A 22,696-nucleotide genomic window follows, 5' to 3' on the forward strand; every position below is an offset into this window, starting at 1 on the left:
ATTGTAAAGGGCTTATTTTACCATAGAAAATACGCCTTGTTGGTGCTTGATCACTTGCAGTAAATTCCCTTTTTTGAACATGTTACACACCACAATGGGGAGCTTATTGTCTTTAGCTAAAGAAATAGCGGTATCGTCCATCACTTCAATATCCCCTATCAAGGCATCGTTATAGCTTAAAGTGTCTAATTTCTTAGCGTCTTTAAACTTGTTGGGGTCTTTGTCGTAAATGCCATCCACTTTAGTCGCTTTAATGATTAGATCCGATCCAATTTCAATCGCTCTTAAAGTGGCAGCCGTATCCGTAGTGAAAAACGGGTTTCCCGTGCCAGCACCAAAAATCACCACCCTACCCTTTTCTAAATGCCTGATCGCTTTTCTGTAAATGTAACTTTCACAAATCTCTTTGATTTCAATCGCGCTCTGCACCCTTGTGTCTAAGCCGATATGCTCTAAAGCTTCTTGCATGGCTACTGCATTAATCACGGTGGCTAACATGCCCATATAATCCCCACTGGTGCGCCTGATAATCCCCCCTTGAGCCGCACTAACCCCCCTAATGATATTGCCTCCACCAATCACAATACCCACTTCAATAGCGTTTTCCACTAAGCTTTTGATCTCTTTAGCGATGTGATCTAACACATGAATGTCAATCCCAAACTGGTTGTCCCCAGCTAACGCTTCCCCAGAAAATTTCACCAAAACCCGTCTGTTTTTTATTTTTGCTTGCATGATCCCTTCTTAAATTAATTATCAATTAATAAAACTTATGATTGTAACCTAATCTTGCTTAAAAACACCCTTTCTAATTTTTAGCCTCTGTTCTTGGCGGATAACTAAAAGCGCTTGGGTTTTTGAATGCGTTTGAATAACAATTCACGATAGAACGCTTTAAGGCCTAATTGTTCTTTTTTGCCTAAAGTATAGTAAATTTTTTGCAAGTAGTTTAGAATGTCTTGGCGTTTTAAGTTGGTTTTTAAAGCGGCTTCTTTAAGGATGTAGTAAGGGATTTTTGTTTTTTGATGTTTGAAAGCTAAAGACAAGCGCTTGTAAAAATCCTTGTTTTGGTAATAACACAAACGCCCAAAAACAAACGGCAAGCGTTTTTTTTCATACCAAAGAGCGGCTAAATCTATAAAATCTTTTTTAGGGTTGGAATAATAAAACTGCAGCGCTTTATTGCCGATTAACACTTCACCCTTTAACCCTAGCGCTTGAGAGAGGGCGTTTGAAGAAGCGCTTTCTTTATCAAAAGCGTTTTCTCTATTTACAACCAGCACGCTTAAAACTTCCTTATAAGCGACAATGCCTAGAGAATGAGAATAAAGAGCGAATGAATGACCGGCAATAGAAGAAATAAAGCCCGCATCAATACGCCTGAATAAAAAACTCTCATTGAGTTTGGAAGGGTAGGTTTTTTTAAGCCGTAAAAATTGTTTGAAATAACAAGGGGTGGGGTAGGATTTGATAAACACATCAAAAGGGAGCATGTTCAAATAATCAATTTTACCAAAACGCACTTAAAATCCTTTTTTGTATCGCATGGTAGCTAAAGTTTCTTACAACTTAACTAAAAGTAAAAAGAGTTTTGTTATCATGGGGTGGTTTGCATTAGCGAGTAATGCTATTTAAAAAGGAGAAATGATGAAAGATTTTTTAGAAGATTACAAAAAAAGCGTTTCAGAAAGAGAAAGTGAGGGGATTCCGCCACTCCCTTTAAACGCTAAACAAGTTCAAGCTGTCGTTGAGATTTTGATAAAAGATCCCACAAACGCCGCTTTCGCTAAAGAATTACTCATTCACAGGGTAAGCCCTGGGGTTGATGAGGGGGCGAAAGTGAAAGCGGAATTTTTAGCCAAATTGTCTCAAAAAAAACTAGAATGCGCACACATTAGCGCTTTAGAAGCGACCACTCTTTTAGGCACGATGCTTGGGGGGTATAATGTAGAGCCTTTGATTATGGGCTTAGAAAGTCAAGACAAAAACATCGCTAAAGAGAGCGCGAAAGCTTTAAAAACCACTCTTTTAGTCTATGGATCGTTTGATAAAATTGCGGCAATGAGCAAAACTAATGCTTTGGCTAAAGAAGTGCTAGAGTCTTGGGCGAACGCCGAATGGTTTTTGAATAAAGAGCCTTTAAATGAATGCATTGAAGCGTGCGTGTTTAAGATTGATGGCGAAACCAATACCGATGATTTAAGCCCAGCGAGCGACGCTTTCACACGAAGCGATATTCCTTTACACGCCAAAGCCATGCTAAAAAACAGGATTGAAAATTACGAACAACGCATTGAAGCGATTAAAACTAAAGGCGTTCCTGTAGCGTATGTGGGCGATGTGGTCGGCACAGGAAGCTCTAGAAAAAGCGCGACAAACTCTATCATGTGGCATTTTGGTAAGGACATTCCTTTTGTGCCTAATAAAAGGAGTGGGGGCATTGTGATTGGGGGGGTGATCGCTCCGATATTCTTTGCGACTTGTGAAGATAGCGGGGCGTTACCCATTGTGGCTGATGTTAAGGATTTAAAAGAGGGCGATAGGATTAAAATCTATCCTTATAAAGGCGAAATCACGCTGAACGATAAAGTGGTCAGTGCCTTTAAGCTAGAGCCTGAAACTTTATTAGACGAAGTCAGGGCTTCTGGGCGTATCCCTTTAATCATCGGTAGGGGTTTGACGAATAAAGCACGTAAATTTTTAGGGCTAGGCGAATCTGAAGCGTTTAAAAAGCCATCCGCTCATAAAAGCGACGCCAAAGGTTACACTTTAGCCCAAAAAATTGTAGGGCATGCTTGTGGGGTAAAAGGGATCTTACCTGGGACTTATTGTGAGCCAAAGGTTACCACCGTGGGCAGTCAAGACACCACAGGAGCGATGACTAGAGATGAAGTTAAAGAATTAGCGAGTTTGAAGTTTGATGCGCCTTTTGTGTTGCAGAGTTTTTGCCATACCGCCGCTTACCCAAAGCCTAGCGATGTGAGTTTGCATGCGAGTTTGCCTGGCTTTATCACTCAAAGAGGCGGTGTGGCGTTGCATCCAGGCGATGGCGTGATCCATACATGGCTAAATCGCATGGGATTGCCTGACACTTTAGGCACAGGGGGGGATAGCCACACCCGTTTCCCTTTAGGCATTAGTTTCCCGGCAGGGAGCGGGTTAGTCGCTTTTGCAGCGGTTACAGGCACGATGCCATTAAACATGCCAGAATCGGTGTTGGTGCGTTTTAAAGGGGAAATGAATCCTGGGATCACCTTAAGGGATTTAGTGAATGCGATCCCTTATTATGCCATTAAAAAAGGGTTACTCACGGTGGAGAAAAAGGGCAAAATCAATGTCTTTAACGGGCGTATTTTAGAGATTGAAGGCTTGCCTGATATTAAAATGGAGCAGGCTTTTGAATTAAGCGATGCGAGTGCAGAAAGGAGCGCGGCGGCTTGCGTGGTGCGTTTGAATAAAGAGCCGATGATCGAATACTTGAAATCCAATATCAAGCTTATTGATGAGATGATTGCAAGCGGTTATGAAGACAAAGAGACTTTGAAAAAACGCAGAGATGCGATGCAAGCTTGGGTGGATAATCCGGTATTGTTAGAGCCAGATAGTAACGCTCAATACGCCGCTGTCATTGAAATTGATGTGGCAGAAATCACTGAGCCTATTTTGGCATGCCCTAATGACCCTGATGATGTCGCTACTTTGAGCGAAGTTTTAGCGGATACGACCGGCAAAAGACCGCACGCTATTGATGAAGTGTTTATTGGCTCTTGCATGACGAATATCGGGCATTTTAGAGCCTTTGGCGAAATCGTTAAAAACGCTCCTCCCAGTCAAGCGCGTCTTTGGGTAGTGCCGCCCAGTAAAATGGATGAACAAGAGCTTATTAATGAGGGCTATTATGCGATTTTTGGGGCTGCTGGGGCAAGGACTGAAGTCCCAGGCTGTAGCTTGTGCATGGGCAATCAAGCGAGGGTTAGGGATAATGCGGTCGTCTTTTCTACTTCCACGCGCAATTTTGATAACCGTATGGGTAGAGGGGCTAAAGTGTATTTAGGCAGCGCGGAGCTTGGGGCGGCGTGTGCTTTACTAGGGAGAATCCCCACTAAAGAAGAATACATGAATTTAGTGAGCGAAAAGCTAGAGAGCCAAAAAGACAAGATCTATCGCTACATGAACTTTAACTTAATGGAGAATTTCAGGCTCTAGTTTTGTTTTCATTAAAAGGGAATGATTCCTTTTATTTAGCTATGGCTGAGTGTTGAGAGAGGATAAAAAGGAGAGTGGTGGTGAAAAAAATCGTTGTGGGTTGGTGCGTGGCGTTGGCTTTTTTGAGCGCGGATCCAGTGCAGGCCAATAAAGCGATCAGTAATGCGGATTTGATTAAAGAGATAAGGGACTTGAAAAAAATAATCAGCGTGCAAAACACTGAGATTAACAATTTAAGAAAGGTGCAAGAAGTGTTGTCTGGGCAATTAGGGGACATGCGTAAGGATATATTAAGCACTAGAGATTATTGCATTAGCTTAAGGCCTTATATCTATAATTGGCGCTAGGGGGATCATCAAAGCATGAGAGCATGCGCCATTTGTTCCTTTGAGGCAATCCTTTAATGGTTGAAAAATTAAAGTTGGGGGGTTTGGTTTTCGCTTTGTGTCCTTGTAATGGGGATTTTATAGAGTTTGAGTATTTAAAAAGCGCGTTTAATCTCGCACACCTTAAAAAAAGCCCTCTTGTTGGGTTGTAGGGGCGGGATTAGTTTCTTTGTTAGGGTTAAATATCCTATAATAAAATTTTAGGAAATTCAGTTTAAAAGATATTAAAAAATGCCATACGCCTTAAGAAAAAGATTTTTCAAACGCCTTGCGCTGATTGCTTCAACTTTTTGCGCAATAAGCTTGAACGCTAAAAGCTATCTGTTTTCCCCTTTGCCCCCAGTGCACCAGCAAATCATTAAGACAGAGCCTTGCTCTTTGGAATGCTTGAAAGACTTGATGCTACAAAATCAAATCTTTTCTTTCGTGTCTCAATACGATAACAACAACCAAGATGAGAGCCTTAAAACTTATTACAAAGACATACTCAATAAACTCAACCCCGTATTCATCGCTTCTCAAACTCCAGCTAAAGACAGCTATGAGCCTAAGATTGAATTAGCGGTTTTATTGCCTAAAAAGGTGGTGGGGCGTTATGCGATTTCAGTGATGAACACCCTTTTAGCGTATTTGAACACCAGAAACAACGATTTCAATATCCAAGTCTTTGACAGCGATGGAGAGAGTCCTGAAAAATTAGAGCAAACCTATAAAGAAATTGAAAAAGAAAAATTCCCTTTTGTGATAGCCTTATTGACTAAAGAAGGCGTGGAAAATTTGATCCAAAACACCACCATTAGCACCCCTACTTATGTGCCTACGGTGAATAGAGCGCAATTAGAAAATCAAACTGATCGTTCTTTAAGCGAGCGCTTGTATTTTGGGGGGATTGACTATAAAGAGCAATTAGGCATGCTAACGGCTTTCATTAGCCCTAATTCGCCCGTGATTGAATACGATGATGATGGCTTAATAGGCGAACGCTTGAGGCAAATCACGGAGTCTTTAAACATTGCAGTCAAACACCAAGAAAACATTTCTTACAAGCAAGCCACGAGTTTTTCTAAAAATTTTAGAAAAAATGATGCGTTTTTTAAAAATTCTACCTTGATTTTAAACACCCCTACCACTAAAAGCGGTCTAATCCTTTCTCAAATAGGGCTTTTAGAATACAAGCCCTTTAAAATCCTTTCCACACAAATCAATTTCAACCCCTCTTTACTCTTGCTCACCCAGCCTAAAGACAGAAAAAATTTATTCATTGTCAATGCCTTACAAAATAGCGATGAAACGCTTATAGAATACGCCTCCTTATTGGAGAGCGATTTAAGGCATGATTGGGTGAATTATTCCAGCGCGATAGGGCTAGAGGTGTTTTTAAACACGCTAGATCCGCATTTTAAAAAATCTTTTCAAGAGAGTTTAGAAGACAATCAAGTCCGTTACCACAATCAAATCTATCAGGCTTTGGGGTATTCTTTTGAGCCGATAAAAAATGAAAGTGCAACCAAAAAAGAATAATATTTAGATAATTATTTGAATACTTTTATTTTTAATGGGTTTTTTAATAAAATTGGAATATGATGCGAGCGAAAATTAAACAAAGGTTATTCTGTGTTAAAATTTCAAAAATTACCTCTATTGTTTGTTTTTATTCTTTACAATCAAAGCCCTTTATTGGCTTTTGATTATAAGTTTAGCGGGGTAGCGGAATCTTTTTCTAAAGTGGGGTTTAACCATTCCAAGCTCAATTCCAAAGAAGGCATTTTCCCTACAGCCACTTATGTAACCGCCACAATCAAGCTTCAAGTTGATTCCAATCTGCTCCCTAAAAGCATTGAAAAACACAGCTTAAAAATAGGCGTTGGTGGGATTTTAGGAGCACTCGCTTATGATTCCACAAAAACGCTCATAGACCAAGCCACGCATCAAATCTATGGATCAGAACTTTATTACCTCATAGGGCGTTGGTGGGGTTTTTTAGGGAACGCTCCTTGGAAAGACTCTCGTATAGAATCTGACGCTCACACCCGTAATTATGTGCTGTATAATTCCTATTTGTTCTATTCTTATGGCGATAAATTCCACCTAAAACTAGGGCGTTACCTTTCTAACATGGATTTTATGAGCGGTTATACACAGGGTTTTGAACTGGATTATAAAATCAACTCTAAAATAGCGTTAAAATGGTTCAGCTCTTTTGGGAGGGCTTTAGCTGCGGGGCAATGGATACGAGATTGGTATGCCCCTATTGTAACTGAAGACGGCAGAAAAGATGTTGATTATGGCATCCATGCGGTGCAACTCTATTTTTCTAGCAAACATGTTAAAGCCACGCCCTTTTTTTATTTTTCACCTAAAACTTACGAAGCGCCCGGGATTAAAATCCATATTGATAGCAACCCGAAATTTATAGGTTTAGGGTTACGATCCCAAACCCTTATCAATGTGATTTTCCCCGTTTATGCTAAAGATTTATACGATGTGTATTGGCGTAACTCTAAGATTGGCGAATGGGGTTCATCGCTTTTAATCCACCAACGCTTTGACTGCAACGAATTTAACTTTGGCTTTGGCTATTACCAAAATTTTGGCAACGCTAACGCAAGGATTGGCTGGTATGGTAACCCGATTCCTTTTGACATAAGAAGTAACAGCATTTATGGTTTGGTTTTTAGTAACGCTGTTACCGCAGACTCTGTTAGCGGATATGTATTTGGTGGGGGGGTGTATAGAGGGTTTTTATGGGGGATTTTAGGCCGATACACTTATGCCACTAGAGCGAGCGAAAGATCCATTGACTTGCACTTGGGTTATAAATGGGGTTCTTTTGCTAGCGTTGATGTGAATTTACAATACTATGCGGTGAGCATGCACACTGGCTATAAGGTTAATGATCTCACTAGCCCTTTTAATAAAGCCTTTAAAGCGAACACACAAGACAGGAGCAATCTCGTAGTGAGTTTGAAATTCTTTTTTTAAACCCTATCAATTAGGCTTAGTAGAATTGAGCCATTGTTTTTGGAAATTAATGGCTTTTCTCAATTCGACTTCTAGCTGGGATAAAACATCTTTTAAAGGCTTAACATCAATCAAATTGTCTTGCTTGAAGGAATCTAGCTGTTTGTCAATTTGCAAAGCGGCATCTAGCGCGTCTTGGGGGAATACCGGCTCGCCTAAAGACTTCTTAACCGCTTCGCCGATTTCAATCATTTCAGAGCCTTGATGATCTTTTAAGTTAGGATTGTTTTCTTTATCCTTAGGCTTAGGCTCTAAGATCAAGCGCAAATGTTTGATTTTTTCATGCAAATCGTTAAGATCTTTTAAGTGATCGGTATTGCGCCCCCTATCCACCGCTTTTTCTAAAAGCTTATCGCTCAGGCTCACTAACTGATCGCTTAATTTAACGCTGTTGGCTTGAGCTTCTGTTACTTCATCAATATCAATCGCTGCTAAAGCGCTCACAAAATAAAAGGGCAACGCCCACCTTCTAAAACGAGAGAAAAACTTCTGCATTTACCTTCCTTAAATACGCTATAAAAATGATACTTTTTAATATGGTGGAGCTGTGGGGAATCGAACCCCAGTCCAAAAATCTTGTCCTAAACACAAACTTCTACAATGCTTAGAAAATTGGTTAGCTTTTTAGCCTTAAAACTAGCTCTGGTCCAACTTTCTAAAACCTTGAGATAGTTTCAAGAGTTCTTGTTTCTTAGTTTAAAAGGCGAACCACCTTTTAAAAGCGTCTAGCTTAAGGTTATGGAGTGATTAAAACGCTAGAAATTCTAATCAGTCCAGCTCCAAAAGGAGATTAACTCACGCAGCTTTAGCGTAAGCTGGAGCGTAATCTGTGTTGTTTACAGTTATTTTTGTTGCTGTTTTACAAGCAGCGCTTGGCATGCTATCTGCGCGACAAGAAATCTGTCGAAATCCAAGTCAGCCCCACAATAACTTTAAAGGCTTGTCTATTTTAGCTAACTTTTGCTAACAAAATGCAATGAATCATCAAAAATCATTGGCGCACAATATCAATGTTTTCATCTTTAGGCTTAAAAATAAAGATTTCATTAGCGATGGTGGGGTTAATTTCTGTTTGAGAAAAAGTGATCGTTACAAGATTGTTCATTTCATCTTTAAATTCTAGCGAAAAAGGCTTGCCGTCTTTGAAAACCAAACGATAAGTGGTTTTGTTGATAGTCGTTTGAAAAGATCCGTCATCTTGCTTTTTCAAGCGCTTGAGAATGGTGAAAAAATCCGTCTTGTCTTTTAAGGGCGTAATAGTCGCTTGAAACAAATTAGGCTCATAAATTACCACTTCTTTATCGTTCATGTAAATTTCTTTTTTTAAAGGCTTTTCATAAACCCATAAAGCCCAATTAGGGGCTTTAGCCTTTAAAACCCCATAATAAACTAAGGGTTTTTCATTTTTTAAAACCTGCTTGAAATGCGCACTAAAACTTTGCAAATGCTGCAAAACCTCTTCTTCTTTAGAAAGGGTTGAAAGGCTTTTAGCATAAGCAACACTCACAAAAATCAAAACCATTACAATCTTTAAAAAAGCTTTCATTATTCAAACCTTAAAACAATCTCTCATCTTTAATAAAACCCTTTATTTTACAAGACTTTTATTTTATCCATGCTAAAATGGGATTAAAAACTGACGCTTTAATCAAATAAATGGGATTGAAGCACTCTTAAAAGGTTACTATTACCATGATAAAAGCAATCATTGGAAAAATCATTGGCACCAGAAACGATCGTTGGATCAAACAATACAAAAAACAAGTCCTAACTATCAACGCCTTAGAGCCTACTTATGAAAAAATGAGCGATGTTGAGCTGCAAAACGCTTTTGAAGAGTTAAAAAAACGAGTGCGATCCACAGAAAAAGATTTGCAAGAAAAAACCCTTTTAGAAGTTTTACCGGAAAGTTTTGCTATCACTAGAGAAGCGAGCAAAAGGATCTTAAAGATGCGCCATTTTGATGTGCAACTCATTGGGGGCATGGTCTTAAACGATGGCAAAATCGCTGAAATGAAAACTGGAGAGGGTAAGACTTTAGTCGCTACTTTAGCGGTGGCTTTGAACGCTATGAAAGGTGAAAGCGTGTTCGTGGTAACCGTTAATGATTACCTAGCCCATAGGGATTCTAAAGAAATGGAGCCGTTGTATCATTTCTTAGGTTATAGCGTAGGCACGATCACCGCAAGCGTGCGCGATGATGATGAGCGTTTAGAAATTTATTATAAAGACATTGTTTATGGCACTAATAATGAATTTGGCTTTGATTATCTAAGGGATAACATGAAATATTCTTTAGAGCATAAGGTGCAAAAATCGCATGCGTTCGCTATTGTTGATGAGGTGGATTCCATTTTAATTGATGAAGCGAGAACCCCTTTAATCATTTCAGGGCCTGTGGATAGGCGCATGGAAAATTACAACAAGGCTGATGAAGTCGCTAAAAGCATGCAAGTGGAAACCGATTTCACCATAGATGAAAAAAACCGCGCGATTTTAATCACTGAAGAGGGGATTAAAAAAGCCGAAAACCTCTTTGGCGTGGATAATTTATACAAGATTGAAAACGCCGCCCTATCGCACCATTTAGACCAGGCTTTGAAAGCGAATTACCTCTTTTTTATTGATAAAGATTATATTGTAGCCAATAATGAAGTGGTGATTGTAGATGAATTTACCGGCCGTTTGTCTGAGGGGAGGCGCTTTAGTGAGGGCCTGCATCAGGCTTTAGAGGCCAAAGAGGGCGTGAGCATTAAAGAAGAGAGCCAAACCTTAGCCGATATTACTTTCCAAAATTATTTCAGGATGTTTTCTAAACTTTCAGGCATGACAGGCACGGCTCAAACCGAAGCCACAGAATTTTTAGAAATCTACAATTTAGAAGTGGTGTCTATCCCTACTAATTTAGCGATCAAGCGGAAAGATTTGAACGATTTGATCTATAAGAGTGAAAAAGAAAAATTTGACGCCGTGATCCTTAAGATTAAAGAATTGCACGATAAGGGACAGCCGGTTTTAGTCGGCACGGCCAGCATTGAAAAGAGTGAAACCTTGCACGCTTTACTCAAAAAAGAACGCATCCCTCACACCGTTTTAAACGCCAAGCAGCACACCAAAGAAGCTGAAATCATCAAAGACGCTGGGCTTAAAGGAGCGGTTACGATTGCAACTAACATGGCAGGCAGGGGCGTTGATATTAAACTCACTGATGAAATTAAAGAGCTTGGGGGGCTGTATATCATTGGCACTGAAAGGCATGAGAGCCGCAGGATTGACAACCAATTAAGGGGGCGAAGCGGGCGCCAAGGCGATCCGGGAACGAGCCAATTTTATTTGAGCTTAGAAGACAATCTGTTACGCATTTTTGGGAGCGATAGGATTAAGGGGGTGATGGAAAAATTAGGGCTTAAAGACGGCGAGCACATTGAATCAAAGCTTGTTACAAGAGCGGTGGAAAACGCGCAAAAAAAAGTGGAAAACTTGCATTTTGAAAGCCGTAAGCATTTGTTAGAATACGATGATGTCGCTAATGAGCAACGAAAAAGCGTGTATAAGTTTAGAGATGAGTTATTAGATGTCAATTACGATATTGGCGCTAAAATCGCTGAAAACAGAGAATACGCGCTCAAGCAAATCTTTTCTAAACTCAAAGCCTTTGACAATCAAAACCTGTCTAAAGAGGAACTTTTAGGGCTTAAAAACATCTTAAAAGAAGATTTTAACGCTCATGTTGGATTAGAAGATTTAGAAAAAGCCTCTCCTATTGAAAATTTTGTCGCAGAAAAATTAAAAAGCGATTATGAAAACAAAATGAAAGTTTTGGATAGCGAACAAAGAAGCCGGATTGAACGCATCGTGTATTTGCAGATTTTAGACAACGCATGGCGGGAGCACCTTTATACGATGGATAACCTCAAAACCGGTATTAATTTAAGAGGCTATAACCAAAAAGACCCCCTTGTAGAATACAAAAAAGAGAGTTACAACCTTTTCTTAGAACTCATTGAAGACATTAAAATGGAAGCGATCAAAACCTTTTCTAAGATCCAGTTTGAAAATGAGCAAGATTCTAGCGATGCAGAGCGTTATTTGGATAACTTTAGCGAAGAAAGAGAGCATGAGAGCGTAACTTACCGCCATGAAGAAACCTTAGATGAAGATTTGAATGCGACCATGAAAGCTTTCGCTAAAACCCCTAAAAGAAACGAGCCTTGCCCTTGCGGGAGTGGGAAAAAATATAAAGATTGTTGCGCTAAAAGCGGGCCTAAAAAGGGCTTATTTGCCAAATAGATCGTTGATTTTTTTCCTTATCAAGCGTTATTTGCGTTTTGATAAAAGCCAGCCATTTATTAGCATCACCGCTTTGTTAGCTTTTTTTGGGGTGGCGGTTGGCGTGATGGTTTTAATTGTGGCTATGGCGATCATGAACGGCATGAGTAAGGAATTTGAAAAAAAGCTTTTTGTGATGAACTACCCCTTAACGCTCTATACCACAAGCCCTTATGGGATCAGCGAAGAAGTGGTTCAAGCTTTAGAAAAAAAGTTCCCTAATTTGCTTTTTAGCCCCTATTTGCAAACTCAAAGCCTGATTAAAAGCACTCATTCTATGAATGGTGGCGTGGTGTTTGGGGTTGATTTTTCTAAAGAAAGGCGCATCAATGAAGTTTTAAACGACGCTTTAAAAAACACCAATACAAACGATCTTTTTAAAAACCCTTTTAATTTGATCGTGGGGAAAAGCTTGAGATACAGCTTGAATTTAGATCTCAATCAAAAAGCCGATTTGTTTTTCACCGAATTAGAGCCAACCGGTCTCACGCTCTCCCCTATCATGAAGCGTTTTACCATAAAAGGCGATTTTGATTCAGGGCTAAAATCTTATGACATGAGCTACATGTATACTAGCCTTCAAGCCATAAGCGCGATCAGGAGGTTACCCTTAGGGCTTTATGATGGGGTGCATGTCTATTCTAAAGTGCCCATGAAGGATATTGAAATTTTACGCAACGCTTTAAAAACCATCAACCATCATGGCATAGGCATTGAAGGGTGGTGGCAGCAAAACGGGAATTTTTTCTCAGCTATGGAATTAGAAAAAAGAGCGTTATTCATTGTGCTCATGCTCATTATTTTAATGGCGTCTTTGAATATCATCAGTTCGCTTTTAATGGTGGTGATGAACAGGCGTAAAGAAATCGCCCTACTCTTTAGCATGGGGAGTAGCCAGAAAGAAATCCAAAAAACCTTTTTTTATTTGGGTAATATCATTGGTTTAGGCGGTGTGGCGCTTGGGGTGGTTTTAGCGTTTTTAAGCATGTATCTTTTAAGCGTGTTCCCTATCATCTCGCTCCCAGCGGATGTTTATGGCATTAACACTTTGCCTTTGGATCTGTCTTTAATGGATTTTACGCTCACTCTAATAGGCTCTATCATTATCGTAGCCCTTTCTTCTTATTACCCGTCTAAAAAAGCTTCTCATATTGATGCTTTAAGCGTGTTAAGGAATGAATAAATTAAAAAATTAAATAATGTTGAGATTAAGTAAGGCTTTGAATGTCTGTATTTGACTGACAAAGAAAAATTTTATCCTCAAAATTAAAAAAAACAATAATATTATGCTAGTATTAAAAAACGACTTAGTTAAGAATTAACTTTATAAGTCGGACTTCGTAGAAAAAAGGACGAAAGATGAACAGACTGATTAGACTCTCAAGATCTGTAAGAAAAAATTTTCTTTGAATGGTGTTGGCTTACTCTATTATTTAGAATTTTTTGTTTATACTAAGGGTTAAACATGAACTATAAGATTGCATCTGCTAAAAATATTGCAACGCTTCTTTTTTTATTCTCTTCTCAAAGTCAAGCTTTTGATTTGGGTAAAATCGCTAAAATTAAAGCGGGTGCTGAAAGTTTCTCTAAAGTCGGTTTCAATAACAAACCTATCAACACTAATAAAGGGCTTTACCCTACCGAAACCTTTATGACGGTTATGGCTTACATGCAAGTGGATTTTACGGAGCTCTTGCCCAAAAGCGCTACGGCTAACGGGCATCATTTAGACGGGAGTCTTGGGGGTTGGGGGGGTGCTGTTATTTTTGATAGCACTAAGGATTTCATTAACGAAGTTACAGGGAAAACCTATGGGGCTATGGCTTGGAACTATGTGGGCTATTGGGGCGGTCTTGTAGGGCAAAAACCATGGGCTAGTTGCGGGTTAGCCACAGGGAATTTGACCCAAGGCCAATACGATAAGATGACTCAAGCCGAAATGACGCAGTTGTCTAATCAAGAAGCTTTAGAGGCTTCCACTTGCGCGAAAAGTTATGCCGATCACACCAGAAACTATGTGATTTATAACGCTTACTTGCGCTACAACTACAGAGATATTTTTGAAATTAGGGGCGGGAGATACGAATCCCCAGCGGATTATATGAGTGGTTACAACCAAGGCTTGGATATGACATTAAACTTAGGGAATTTCAAATTCTGGTGGTTTAGCTCTTTTGGTCGTGGCTTTGCCTATAATGAGTGGCTTTATAATTTCTATTCGCCCAAAACCTACACCCTTAAAAACGGGCAAACCATAAACCCAGGGGTGCATGCCTTTTATATCATTTGGAATTACAAGGGTTGGAGCGTTCAGCCTTTTGTCTATTTTTCACCCTTTAACGAATACGACCCTAACTTTACGATCACTTATGATAGTAACCCCACTTTTACGGGATTAGGGTTCCGCTCTCAAACAGATGTTACCGTGCTTAATCCTTTTTATGCTAAAAGGTTTTGGGGCACCTATCAATTTGGCATGCCGGCCGGTAAGAATGCGCACAGCTTGATGATCAAACAAAAGTTTGAATGGAATGAATACAATTTTGGTTTTGGGATTTATAAATCCTTTGGGAACGCTAACTGGATGATAGGCTACCATGGTAACCGCTTGGGCTTTGACTTTTGGACGAACACCGTTTATGCAAACACCCTTAACTCTTTGTCTTATATGATGGATGCGAACGCTTTTACCGTGTTTGCCTTTGGCGGTGGGGTGCATAGGAAATTCCTTTGGGGTTTATTGGGGCGTTTGACTTACGGGCCTAGGGCTAATGAACAAGTCCTATCGCTCAACTTGGGCTATAAATTCACTAAAAATTTCTCAGCCGACATTAAATTTGAATATTATAATGTGCTCATGCATCAAGGCTATAAAATGGGGTGGAACGGGCCCAAATTGGACAGCCAACCCGCCACCGATCAAGACAGGAGCCATATTTTCACCGAGATCGTGTGGAAGCTTTAAAAACCCCTTTAATAACAACCCTTTAAGGGTTTGTTAAAACGCCTAGCAAAAACAGCCATTAAAAAACGCTTTATCGCCTATTTTAGAGGGCTTGCTTTTAAAAAAGCGTTAGAATTTTTAAACTTTTTTTATTACGCTATTTTTGACTCTGTTATACTAAAGCTTTTATTTTTAAAAACGGGCTTTTAGTTGCTTTCTGCGATAGTCTCGTAATTCATGTTATTCCTTTTAAAAAATATTTCAAATTCTTTTTACGCAAGCTCTTTTATTATTGATTGTAAAAACGCTTTTAGCATTTTTTAACTTCTTTATTTGGGGTTAGGGGTTTGAAAGTCAATAATTTTTCTCTGTAATATTCGTATTGTTTTTTCCTGGCTTCTATTTCAGCGGGGATACCGGCTAATAAATCGGTGGTTAAAAGTGAAAATTGATCCAAAATCTTAACGATCTCTTGTTGGATCTCTAGGGGTGGGATGGGGAACTTATATTTTTTAAAAGCAGTCATATCCACAGAAGCAAAACCTGAAACATTAGTATTATTTTTGCACCATTCCCCTAAAAGAAAGCATTGGTAAAAAAAGAATTTCATGTCTAAAGCAAGATCACAATTCGCTTTTTTACTTAAAAAAGTGAATCGTTGATTCGCTAACGAATCAACGATTAAAAGGGCATGCTCGCCTATCGTTGCTGTTGTGGAAATGATAATAGAATTTTTAGGGAATAATTTTTTACCCTTTAAAGCCTTTGGGGTAATGTGTTGGATAGAGTCTTTTAAAATCCTCCCATTTTCTCTAATGTCTTCCATTCTAAACCAAGGGATAGTCCCTTTTTCCCAAAATTCAGGATTTTTTTTTGATGGGGTGTAACCATTTTTAATTTCAAAAACCTCTTCAAGCGTTCTAAACTCCACCCCCTTAGGCGCTAAAGTGTGGAGTAAGGTTTTCAAGCGTTTAGGGTAGGTTTTTTGCACTAGTTTTTCTTTTGCGTCTTGGTGGTTTGAATGGATGCCATTGAAGTCTAAAAGCATGTTTTGGTAATACTGGTATTGCTTTTTTCGTGCTTTTAATTCTGTGAAAGCGTCCAAAATCTTAACGATCTCTTGTTGGATTTCTAGGGGTGGGATGGGGATTATTATTTGCATAATGTTATTGCTAGAAATGCTATAAGGTATAGCGCTTCTATTTGAAATAGAATATAAATAATTTTGCATGTTTGTTAATACATAATAAAGGTATCTATTGATTAGAGTTTCTTTTGGAATGACAGAAAAACAAACATCATTTGCCCAAAACTTTTGATTTTGCCAATTGACAAATCCGGCGGTTCCATATTGAGCTATAGTAATTGTATTTTCCTCTCTGTTATATTCATTTAAATATCCCATAAATCCTATTCCACCAGATACAACGGGATATTTTCCTTTATCTAATATTTCTTTTTTTGTAACCCTTTTACCTCTAATTATTTCACACACCTCCCCCAATTTCCTAAACTCCACCCCCTTAGGCGCTAAAGTTTGGAGCAGGTTTTCTATACGGTTCATTTTGCCCCCCTTCTAAATGGCTGATGATGAAATCAAGGCTTTAAGCCCTCATCGCGCGCATGGAATTGGCTAAGGCTAAAAGCGTAACCCCCACATCGCCAAAGACCGCTTCCCACAAGCTCGCTACCCCCATAAGCCCTAGCACGATAAAAACGGCTTTAATCCCCAAAGCGAACAAGATATTTTGCCAAATAATGCTTTTAGTTTTTTTAGCGATCGCTAAAACTTTCACTAAAGAGCTTAAGGAGTCGTTGGTGATCACAATGTCTGCACTTTGCTTGCTCAATTCTGAGCCTTTCCCCATGCCAATCCCCACATCAGCGCTCGCTAGAGTCGGAGCGTCATTGATGCCATCGCCTACAAAAATCGCCGGGGCTTTATAGCGTTCTTTAAAGGTTTTAAACACGCTCGTTTTTTCTTCAGGCAACAAGCTCGCATAATATTCACAGCCCAGAGTTTGAGCGATGCTCTCAGTCGCGCTTTTTCTGTCCCCACTCAAAATGCAAAAATTTTCTATCCCTTGTGCTTTTAAATCCCTTAAACACTCTATGGCGTCATCTTTAATCTCATCGCTAATGACGATATAACCCACATAAGCCTGATTGAAAGCCACATGCACGATCGTGCCGTTTTCTGGGGAAGGGCTGTGCGCGATATTGAATTGATCGAGCATTTTTTCATTCCCTGCGATGATTAAATCCGTATTGCATTGCGCTTTAACCCCCATTCCGCTCACTTCTTCATAATTTTTAATGTCATGTTGGTGCTTATCGTCCTTTAACATTTCTTCGCATGCTTTTTGAATGGATAAAGCGATCGGGTGCGTGGATAAAAGCTGCGAACAAGAAGCGTAATGCAAAACTTCTTCTTTAGAATGCCCGTTTTGCGGCACAATATCTATCACTTTAAAAACGCCTTTAGTCAAAGTGCCGGTTTTATCAAAAGCGATGCTTTTAGCTTGGGTAAGCACCTCTAAAACATGCACGCCTTTCATTAAAATCCCCTTTCTGCTCGCCGCTCCCACGCCCCCAAAATACCCTAAAGGCACAGAAATCACTAACGCGCAAGGACAGCTCACCATTAAAGCCACAAGCCCCCTATAAATCCACTCATCAAAGCTCCCCATAGAAAACAAGGGCGGTAATATAGCGATCATTAACGCAATGAACAAAACGCTTGGGGTGTAGTAGCGTGAAAATTTAGTGATAAATTTCTCGGTTTCGCTCTTTTCATTCGTGGCTTGTTGGACCAAATCCACCACTTTAGCGATAGAAGAATCTTTATACATTTTTTCTACTTTAATTTCAAGGACCGCTTTTAAATTCAAGCTCCCCCCTAAAACTTTAGAATGTTCGCTGACATTAACAGGCATGGACTCCCCGCTCAACGCCCTTTCATCTAGCAAACTTTCGCCCTTAATCACCACGCCATCAATGGGCACTTTTTCGCCGACTTTCACCACCACAATGTCATTGACTCTTAAATCTTCAGGCGCGACACTCACCAGCGCATCGCCCTTTTTCAAATAAGCCAGATTAGGAGCGACATCCACTAAAGCCTTAAGGGATTTTTTAGAGCGAGAGATAGCGAGTTTTTGCAAAAATTCGCCCGCTGAATAAAACACCATAATAGACACGCTCTCTTCATAAGCCCCCACGCAAAAAGCCGCAATAGTCGCAATGAGCATCAAAGCGTTTTCATCAAAAAACTGCCCTTTTCTAAGCCCACGAAACGCCCCTAAAATCACATCTTTACCACTCACTAGATACACTAAAGCCAACACGAAAAACATAGCTTTTTCAATCAAAGGGCTAGGATTTAGGTGTAAGATTAAAATCGCGCCTAAAAAGACCATGATCGTAATAATGAATGGGGTAAAACTCAAGGGCTTTTCTGTAGCCTCTTTAAAAGACAGGCTCAAATGCGGTTCGTTTTGCTTGATGAAAGCCTTAACCTTTTCAAAATCGCTCGTATCCAAAAACAACTTACTGGTGCTGAAATTGATTTGAGCTTTTTTCACATAGTCCAGTTTGTTTAAATCCCTTTCTAATTTAGACGCGCAATCAGGGCAATCCAAATTATGAATGTGGTATTCTTGCATTTTCTCTCCCTTATAAAAATCCTTTTAAGAAATCTTTCTAAAACTCAGCGCTTTAAGCATGTGAGATTTTTCTATGTTCTCGCAAGCGTTTAAATCCGCAATCGTCCTAGCGACTTTTTTGACCTTATTAACAGAGCGCATGGACAGATTAAACCTTTCAATCGCCTGCTCTAACAACTTTTGCGCTTCAGCGTTTAAAGGGCAAAATCGTTCTATCTGCTCTTCATTAAGCTTACCATTAAAAGCGCTCTGTTTCCTTAATTTTTGCTGTTTGAAAGCTAATAATACCCATTGATGCATCTCTTTTGAAGTCCAAGAACGAGACGGCGTGTCTTTATAATTCCCCTCTTCCATTTGCACAAACAAATCAATCCTATCCAAAAAAGGCTCGCTCAAGCGGTTTTTATACTGCGTGATTTCTCTGTCTTGGCAACGGCATGCTTTGGTTGCGCTGAGTAAATTCCCGCACAAACAAGGGTTTTGAGCCCCCACAAATAAAAAAGAGGTTTCGTATTCAATCTTGCTATGCACTCGTGAGATCACCAATTTATTGTTTTCTAAAGGCTCTCTTAAAGCTTCCAAAATATCCTTTTTAAAATGAGGCAATTCATCAAAAAAAAGCATGCCGTTATGCGCTAGCGCGATTTCGCCAGGTTTTGGCTCTTTTAGAGAGCTTGAGCCTAAAATGCTGGATTTTGAAGCGCTTTGGTGAGGGTTTCTAAAACTCCTTAAAGGGTAATAGGCGCTGTCTTGCTCGCTTAAAATGCGTAATTTTGTCGCTTCTAGGATTTCATTCAGGCTCAATGGAGGCAAGATATAACGCATGCGATTGATGATCATGCTTTTCCCACACCCTGGACTTCCCTCTAAAATCAAGTTATGAAACCCAGCGCTAGCGATCAAAGCGGCTTCTTTAGCGACAGCTTGCCCCTTAACTTCTTTAAAATCTAAGGCATAGGCGTCTGAAAAATAATACTCTTTATCGTTCAATTCTATCGTTTTAAAGGGTAGTTTTTTCGTGTGGGTGTCTGCTTTGATTTCAGGGTTTTGCAAGATTTCTAAAGCTTCTTTAAAATGCTCCACAAAAAAGCATTGCAAATTAGGGATGAGCGAAAAAAGCTCTTCATTCGCATTAGGCACAATGACTTTAGCATGGGGGCGCTTAATGGCAATGTCTAAAAGCATGGGGAAAATGTTAGAATTGGGTTTGATCTTGCCATCAAGCCCTAACTCCCCAAAAGCAAACCACTCTTTAAAAGCCAACTCTTGTTTTTGCAAAGCGATTAAAAGAGCGATAGGCAAATCAAAATGGCTCCCGGATTTAGGTAAATCTGAGGGGGAAAGGTTGATGGTGATTTTTAAAGGCGGGAAAGTGAAATCGTTATTTTGTAAAGCCGATTGGACCCGCTGTTTGGCTTCTTGGATAGAGCTATTAGCCAGGCCTGAAATCACAAACGCCGGCAAAGCCCTTGTGAAAGTCGCCTCCACAGCCACGATTTCTGCCACTCCCCTTTGCATGGTCGCACAAAATATCGTGTTAATCATGGTTAAGACTTGTTTCTGGGATTTTTACTTAATTCTTTTAATTCTTTTTCAAATTTCTTACGCTTCAAAATGGATAATTTATCCACGAATAACACGCCATTGAGATGATCGATCTCATGCTGAATGGCTACCGCTAACAGCTCGCTTGCTTCTAAAACTTTCACTTCAGCGAAGCGGTTTTGATACTCTATCTTAACCTTTTCAAAACGCTCCACTTCTTCATAAAATCCCGGCACAGACAAGCACCCCTCTTTATACATTATTGATCCCCCAGTTTCTATAAACTCAGGGTTAATGATTTCTAAGCAGTCTTCTTTGTGTTGCACGCCGTCTTCTCGTGGGAGATTGATGATGAGCATTCTTAAAGGCAAGCCCACTTGAATTGCGGCTAGCCCTATCCCCTCACTAGCGATCATAGTTTCACGCATGTCATCTAGCTGTTGGTGGAGTTTTGCATCAAAAGAAACGACCTCTTTAGAAATCGTTCTTAAGATTTTAGAAGGGTAATGGATAATCTCTAATAACGCCATGCAATCACTTCACATTTTTCTCTAACACTTTATCAATCAAACCATACTCTTTAGCTTCTTTAGCGCTCATATAAAAATCCCTGTCCGTGTCTTTAGCGATTTGCTCCAAACTCTGCCCTGAGTTTTGAGCCAAAATAGAATTCATCAAACCTTTAAGCCTGAGAATCTCATTAGAAATGATTTCAATATCGCTCGCTTGCCCTTGAGCCCCCCCTAAAGGCTGGTGGATCATAATCCTTGAATGGGGCAGTGAAAAGCGCTTGCCCTTAGCCCCACAGCTCAGTAAAAATGCCCCCATAGAAGCCGCTTGACCGATGCAAATCGTGGAAACATCAGGGCGGATAAAATTCATGGTGTCATAAATGCTAAGACCGCTTGTTATCACCCCACCGGGAGAATTGATATACAAGCCAATGTCTTTTTCAGGGTCTTCAGCTTCCAAAAACAAGAGTTGGGCCACGATAGAAGACGCCACGCTATCATTGATCTCACCGCTCAATAAAACAATGCGATCCTTTAAAAGGCGCGAGTAAATATCATAGCTACGCTCCCCACGATCGGTATTCTCTATTACATAAGGAATATATCCCATCATCTCTCCTTTTTTAGCCGTTTAACCCACTTGAGTTTTTTGAGCGTTGGGTCTCATTTTTTCCAAAATTTCTTGTTGCTCTTTAGGCAGGTTTTTATCCAACAAATAAGCTAACACCCTATCTTCAATCATCGCCATTTTCACCGCCGCTAACATGTTGTTTTTGCGGTATTGTTCAATGAGGCTTTCTGGGTTTTGCCCTGTCATCATCGCTTCATAATACAAAGTTTGAAAGACTTCATTGTCATGCACGCCAATTTTTTCTTCCTTCGCTAAAGCGTCAATGATAAAAGTGATTTTCACGCTTTTTGTCGCATCGTTCCTAAAGCTCTCACGCTTTTCTTTGGCTTTTTCTTGACTTTCTTGTAAAGATTTGACTTCCTCAGCTTGCATGGAATAAAGAGCGTTCCTGAACAACAAATCCATTTCTTGCTCTATGATCGTTTTAGGCAAATCAAAAACGATCTTTTCATCTAAATTTTCAATCAATTTTTCTTTCAACTCTTCATTATAGAGCCTGGCTTTATTTTCTAAAAACAACTGCCCTTCAACCCTTTCTTTTAAAAGCTTTAAAGCCGCATTCTCTTCATTAGCCAGCACGATTTTAGCGAGTTCGTCATTGATTTCTAACACTTCACGCGCTTGAATCTGGTGCAATTTCACTTTAAAAAGGGCTTCTTTGCCAGCCAAATGCTCTGCGTGGTATCCGCTAGGGAAAGTCAAAGGGAATTCTTTTTCCTCGCCCGCTTGCATGCCTAAAAGAGCCTTTTCAAAATCTTCTAGCATTTGCTTATTGCCTAAAATCAAACTGAAATTCTCAGCCTTGCCCCCTTCAAAAGGCGCATTATCTATAAAGCCTTCAAAATCAATCGTTAATTTATCGTCGTTTTGAGCTTTTCTTTGAGCGTCAGTATCCACAAATTTCGCATAATCTTTAGCGAGTTGTTTCAAACGCTCATTAATTTTTTCTTCATTGGGGATTTCCACTCCCACGCTAGGCACGCACTCTTTGATCTTGTCTAAAACAATCGTGGGTTTTAAGCCAATGTCCGCTTCTATTTCAAAATGCGTGTCTTTTTTTTCAAATTTAGTGAGGTTGGGGCTGCCGATTAAATCCTTATTTTCAATCCCTAATTCCTTAAAAGCGTTTGCTAAAATCTCTTGAATCATTTCTTCTTGAGCGTCTTGTTCAATTTGAGCCTGATAACGGGTTTTCACTAAACTAAGGGGGACTTTACCTCTTCTAAAGCCATCAATTTTAACTTTTTGGGCGATTTTTTGAGCGATTTTATCGTAACGCTTTTCTAAATTCTCAACGGAAGGTTTAGCGCTCAAACGGGCGTTAGCGGTGTCAATCTTTTTCACTTCAAGATTCATTTTTTTCCTTACATGGCTAAAAAATTAAATTTTTGCATCATTATAGCTTAATTTGTTTTAATTCTGGTTTATAAAAAGCGGTTTTAATTCTAGTTTTCAAA

General features: G+C 39.7%; 17 protein-coding genes and 1 other RNA gene. 7 read left to right on the forward strand and 11 right to left on the reverse strand.

The window, feature by feature from the left end; translation table 11 throughout:
* Nucleotides 1-12: 12 nt before the first annotated feature.
* The gene (pyrH, locus tag QAP06_RS04625) at nt 13-735 is read right to left on the reverse strand and encodes a UMP kinase (RefSeq protein ID WP_001148072.1); all 723 of its coding nucleotides are present in this window, start codon (nt 733-735) and stop codon (nt 13-15) included.
* 104 nt (nt 736-839) lie between these two features.
* Nucleotides 840-1,523: an MqnA/MqnD/SBP family protein gene (locus QAP06_RS04630; RefSeq protein WP_286465055.1), complete on the reverse strand. Its 684-nt coding sequence runs from the start codon at nt 1,521-1,523 to the stop codon at nt 840-842.
* A gap of 124 nt (nt 1,524-1,647) precedes the next feature.
* On the opposite strand from QAP06_RS04630, the gene acnB reads away from it, so the two are divergent.
* From acnB to hofE, 4 genes are all read left to right on the forward strand, one after another.
* Nucleotides 1,648-4,206, forward strand: a complete 2,559-nt coding sequence (gene acnB / locus QAP06_RS04635; protein ID WP_286465056.1) for a bifunctional aconitate hydratase 2/2-methylisocitrate dehydratase — start codon at nt 1,648-1,650, stop codon at nt 4,204-4,206.
* Between the two features lie 80 nt (nt 4,207-4,286).
* Entirely contained in the window at nt 4,287-4,553 is a 267-nt protein-coding gene (locus tag QAP06_RS04640) for a hypothetical protein (protein WP_286465057.1), read from the forward strand.
* A gap of 270 nt (nt 4,554-4,823) precedes the next feature.
* A complete protein-coding gene (locus QAP06_RS04650) occupies nt 4,824-6,113 on the forward strand; it encodes an IS701 family transposase (RefSeq protein ID WP_286465058.1) in 1,290 nt (429 codons plus the stop codon).
* Nucleotides 6,114-6,206: 93 nt separating this feature from the next.
* Nucleotides 6,207-7,574 carry an outer membrane beta-barrel protein HofE gene (gene hofE / locus QAP06_RS04655; protein ID WP_286465059.1) on the forward strand — a complete coding sequence of 456 codons (1,368 nt, stop codon included), beginning with the start codon at nt 6,207-6,209 and terminating at the stop codon, nt 7,572-7,574.
* 6 nt (nt 7,575-7,580) lie between these two features.
* On the opposite strand, the gene QAP06_RS04660 is transcribed toward hofE, so the two are convergent.
* From QAP06_RS04660 to lolA, 3 genes are all read right to left on the reverse strand, one after another.
* Nucleotides 7,581-8,108 (reverse strand): hypothetical protein, encoded by a 528-nt coding sequence (locus QAP06_RS04660; RefSeq protein WP_286465061.1) that lies wholly within the window; start codon nt 8,106-8,108, stop codon nt 7,581-7,583.
* Nucleotides 8,109-8,150: 42 nt separating this feature from the next.
* Nucleotides 8,151-8,536: a transfer-messenger RNA gene (gene ssrA / locus QAP06_RS04665) on the reverse strand.
* Nucleotides 8,537-8,604: 68 nt separating this feature from the next.
* Nucleotides 8,605-9,159, reverse strand: a complete 555-nt coding sequence (gene lolA, locus QAP06_RS04670) for a LolA-like outer membrane lipoprotein chaperone (RefSeq protein ID WP_286465063.1) — start codon at nt 9,157-9,159, stop codon at nt 8,605-8,607.
* A 146-nt stretch (nt 9,160-9,305) separates the two neighbouring features.
* Between lolA and secA the strand changes: the two genes are divergently transcribed.
* From secA to hofF, 3 genes are all read left to right on the forward strand, one after another.
* Nucleotides 9,306-11,903 (forward strand): preprotein translocase subunit SecA, encoded by a 2,598-nt coding sequence (gene secA, locus QAP06_RS04675; RefSeq protein WP_286465065.1) that lies wholly within the window; start codon nt 9,306-9,308, stop codon nt 11,901-11,903.
* On the forward strand, nt 11,893-13,125 hold the full coding sequence (locus QAP06_RS04680; protein ID WP_286465066.1) for an ABC transporter permease: 1,233 nt from the start codon (nt 11,893-11,895) through the stop codon (nt 13,123-13,125). Before secA ends, QAP06_RS04680 begins: the two co-directional genes overlap by 11 nt.
* 282 nt (nt 13,126-13,407) lie before the next feature.
* A complete protein-coding gene (gene hofF / locus QAP06_RS04685) occupies nt 13,408-14,907 on the forward strand; it encodes an outer membrane beta-barrel protein HofF (protein ID WP_286465068.1) in 1,500 nt (499 codons plus the stop codon).
* A 289-nt stretch (nt 14,908-15,196) separates the two neighbouring features.
* On the opposite strand, the gene QAP06_RS04690 is transcribed toward hofF, so the two are convergent.
* From QAP06_RS04690 to tig, 6 genes are read right to left on the reverse strand one after another with little or no spacing between them, the layout of a single operon-like run.
* On the reverse strand, nt 15,197-16,450 hold the full coding sequence (locus QAP06_RS04690) for a restriction endonuclease subunit S (protein WP_286465069.1): 1,254 nt from the start codon (nt 16,448-16,450) through the stop codon (nt 15,197-15,199).
* Nucleotides 16,451-16,490: 40 nt separating this feature from the next.
* A complete protein-coding gene (locus QAP06_RS04695; protein ID WP_286465071.1) occupies nt 16,491-18,551 on the reverse strand; it encodes a heavy metal translocating P-type ATPase in 2,061 nt (686 codons plus the stop codon).
* A gap of 24 nt (nt 18,552-18,575) precedes the next feature.
* On the reverse strand, nt 18,576-20,096 hold the full coding sequence (locus QAP06_RS04700; protein WP_286465072.1) for a YifB family Mg chelatase-like AAA ATPase: 1,521 nt from the start codon (nt 20,094-20,096) through the stop codon (nt 18,576-18,578).
* 2 nt (nt 20,097-20,098) lie between these two features.
* Nucleotides 20,099-20,626, reverse strand: a complete 528-nt coding sequence (gene def / locus QAP06_RS04705) for a peptide deformylase (RefSeq protein ID WP_286465073.1) — start codon at nt 20,624-20,626, stop codon at nt 20,099-20,101.
* Nucleotides 20,627-20,630: 4 nt separating this feature from the next.
* Nucleotides 20,631-21,218: an ATP-dependent Clp endopeptidase proteolytic subunit ClpP gene (gene clpP / locus QAP06_RS04710; RefSeq protein WP_000540571.1), complete on the reverse strand. Its 588-nt coding sequence runs from the start codon at nt 21,216-21,218 to the stop codon at nt 20,631-20,633.
* 21 nt (nt 21,219-21,239) lie between these two features.
* On the reverse strand, nt 21,240-22,595 hold the full coding sequence (gene tig, locus QAP06_RS04715) for a trigger factor (RefSeq protein WP_286465074.1): 1,356 nt from the start codon (nt 22,593-22,595) through the stop codon (nt 21,240-21,242).
* Nucleotides 22,596-22,696 lie beyond the last annotated feature (101 nt).

Origin of the sequence: Helicobacter pylori, assembly GCF_030323545.1 — a bacterium.
Lineage (GTDB): Bacteria > Campylobacterota > Campylobacteria > Campylobacterales > Helicobacteraceae > Helicobacter > Helicobacter pylori_CO.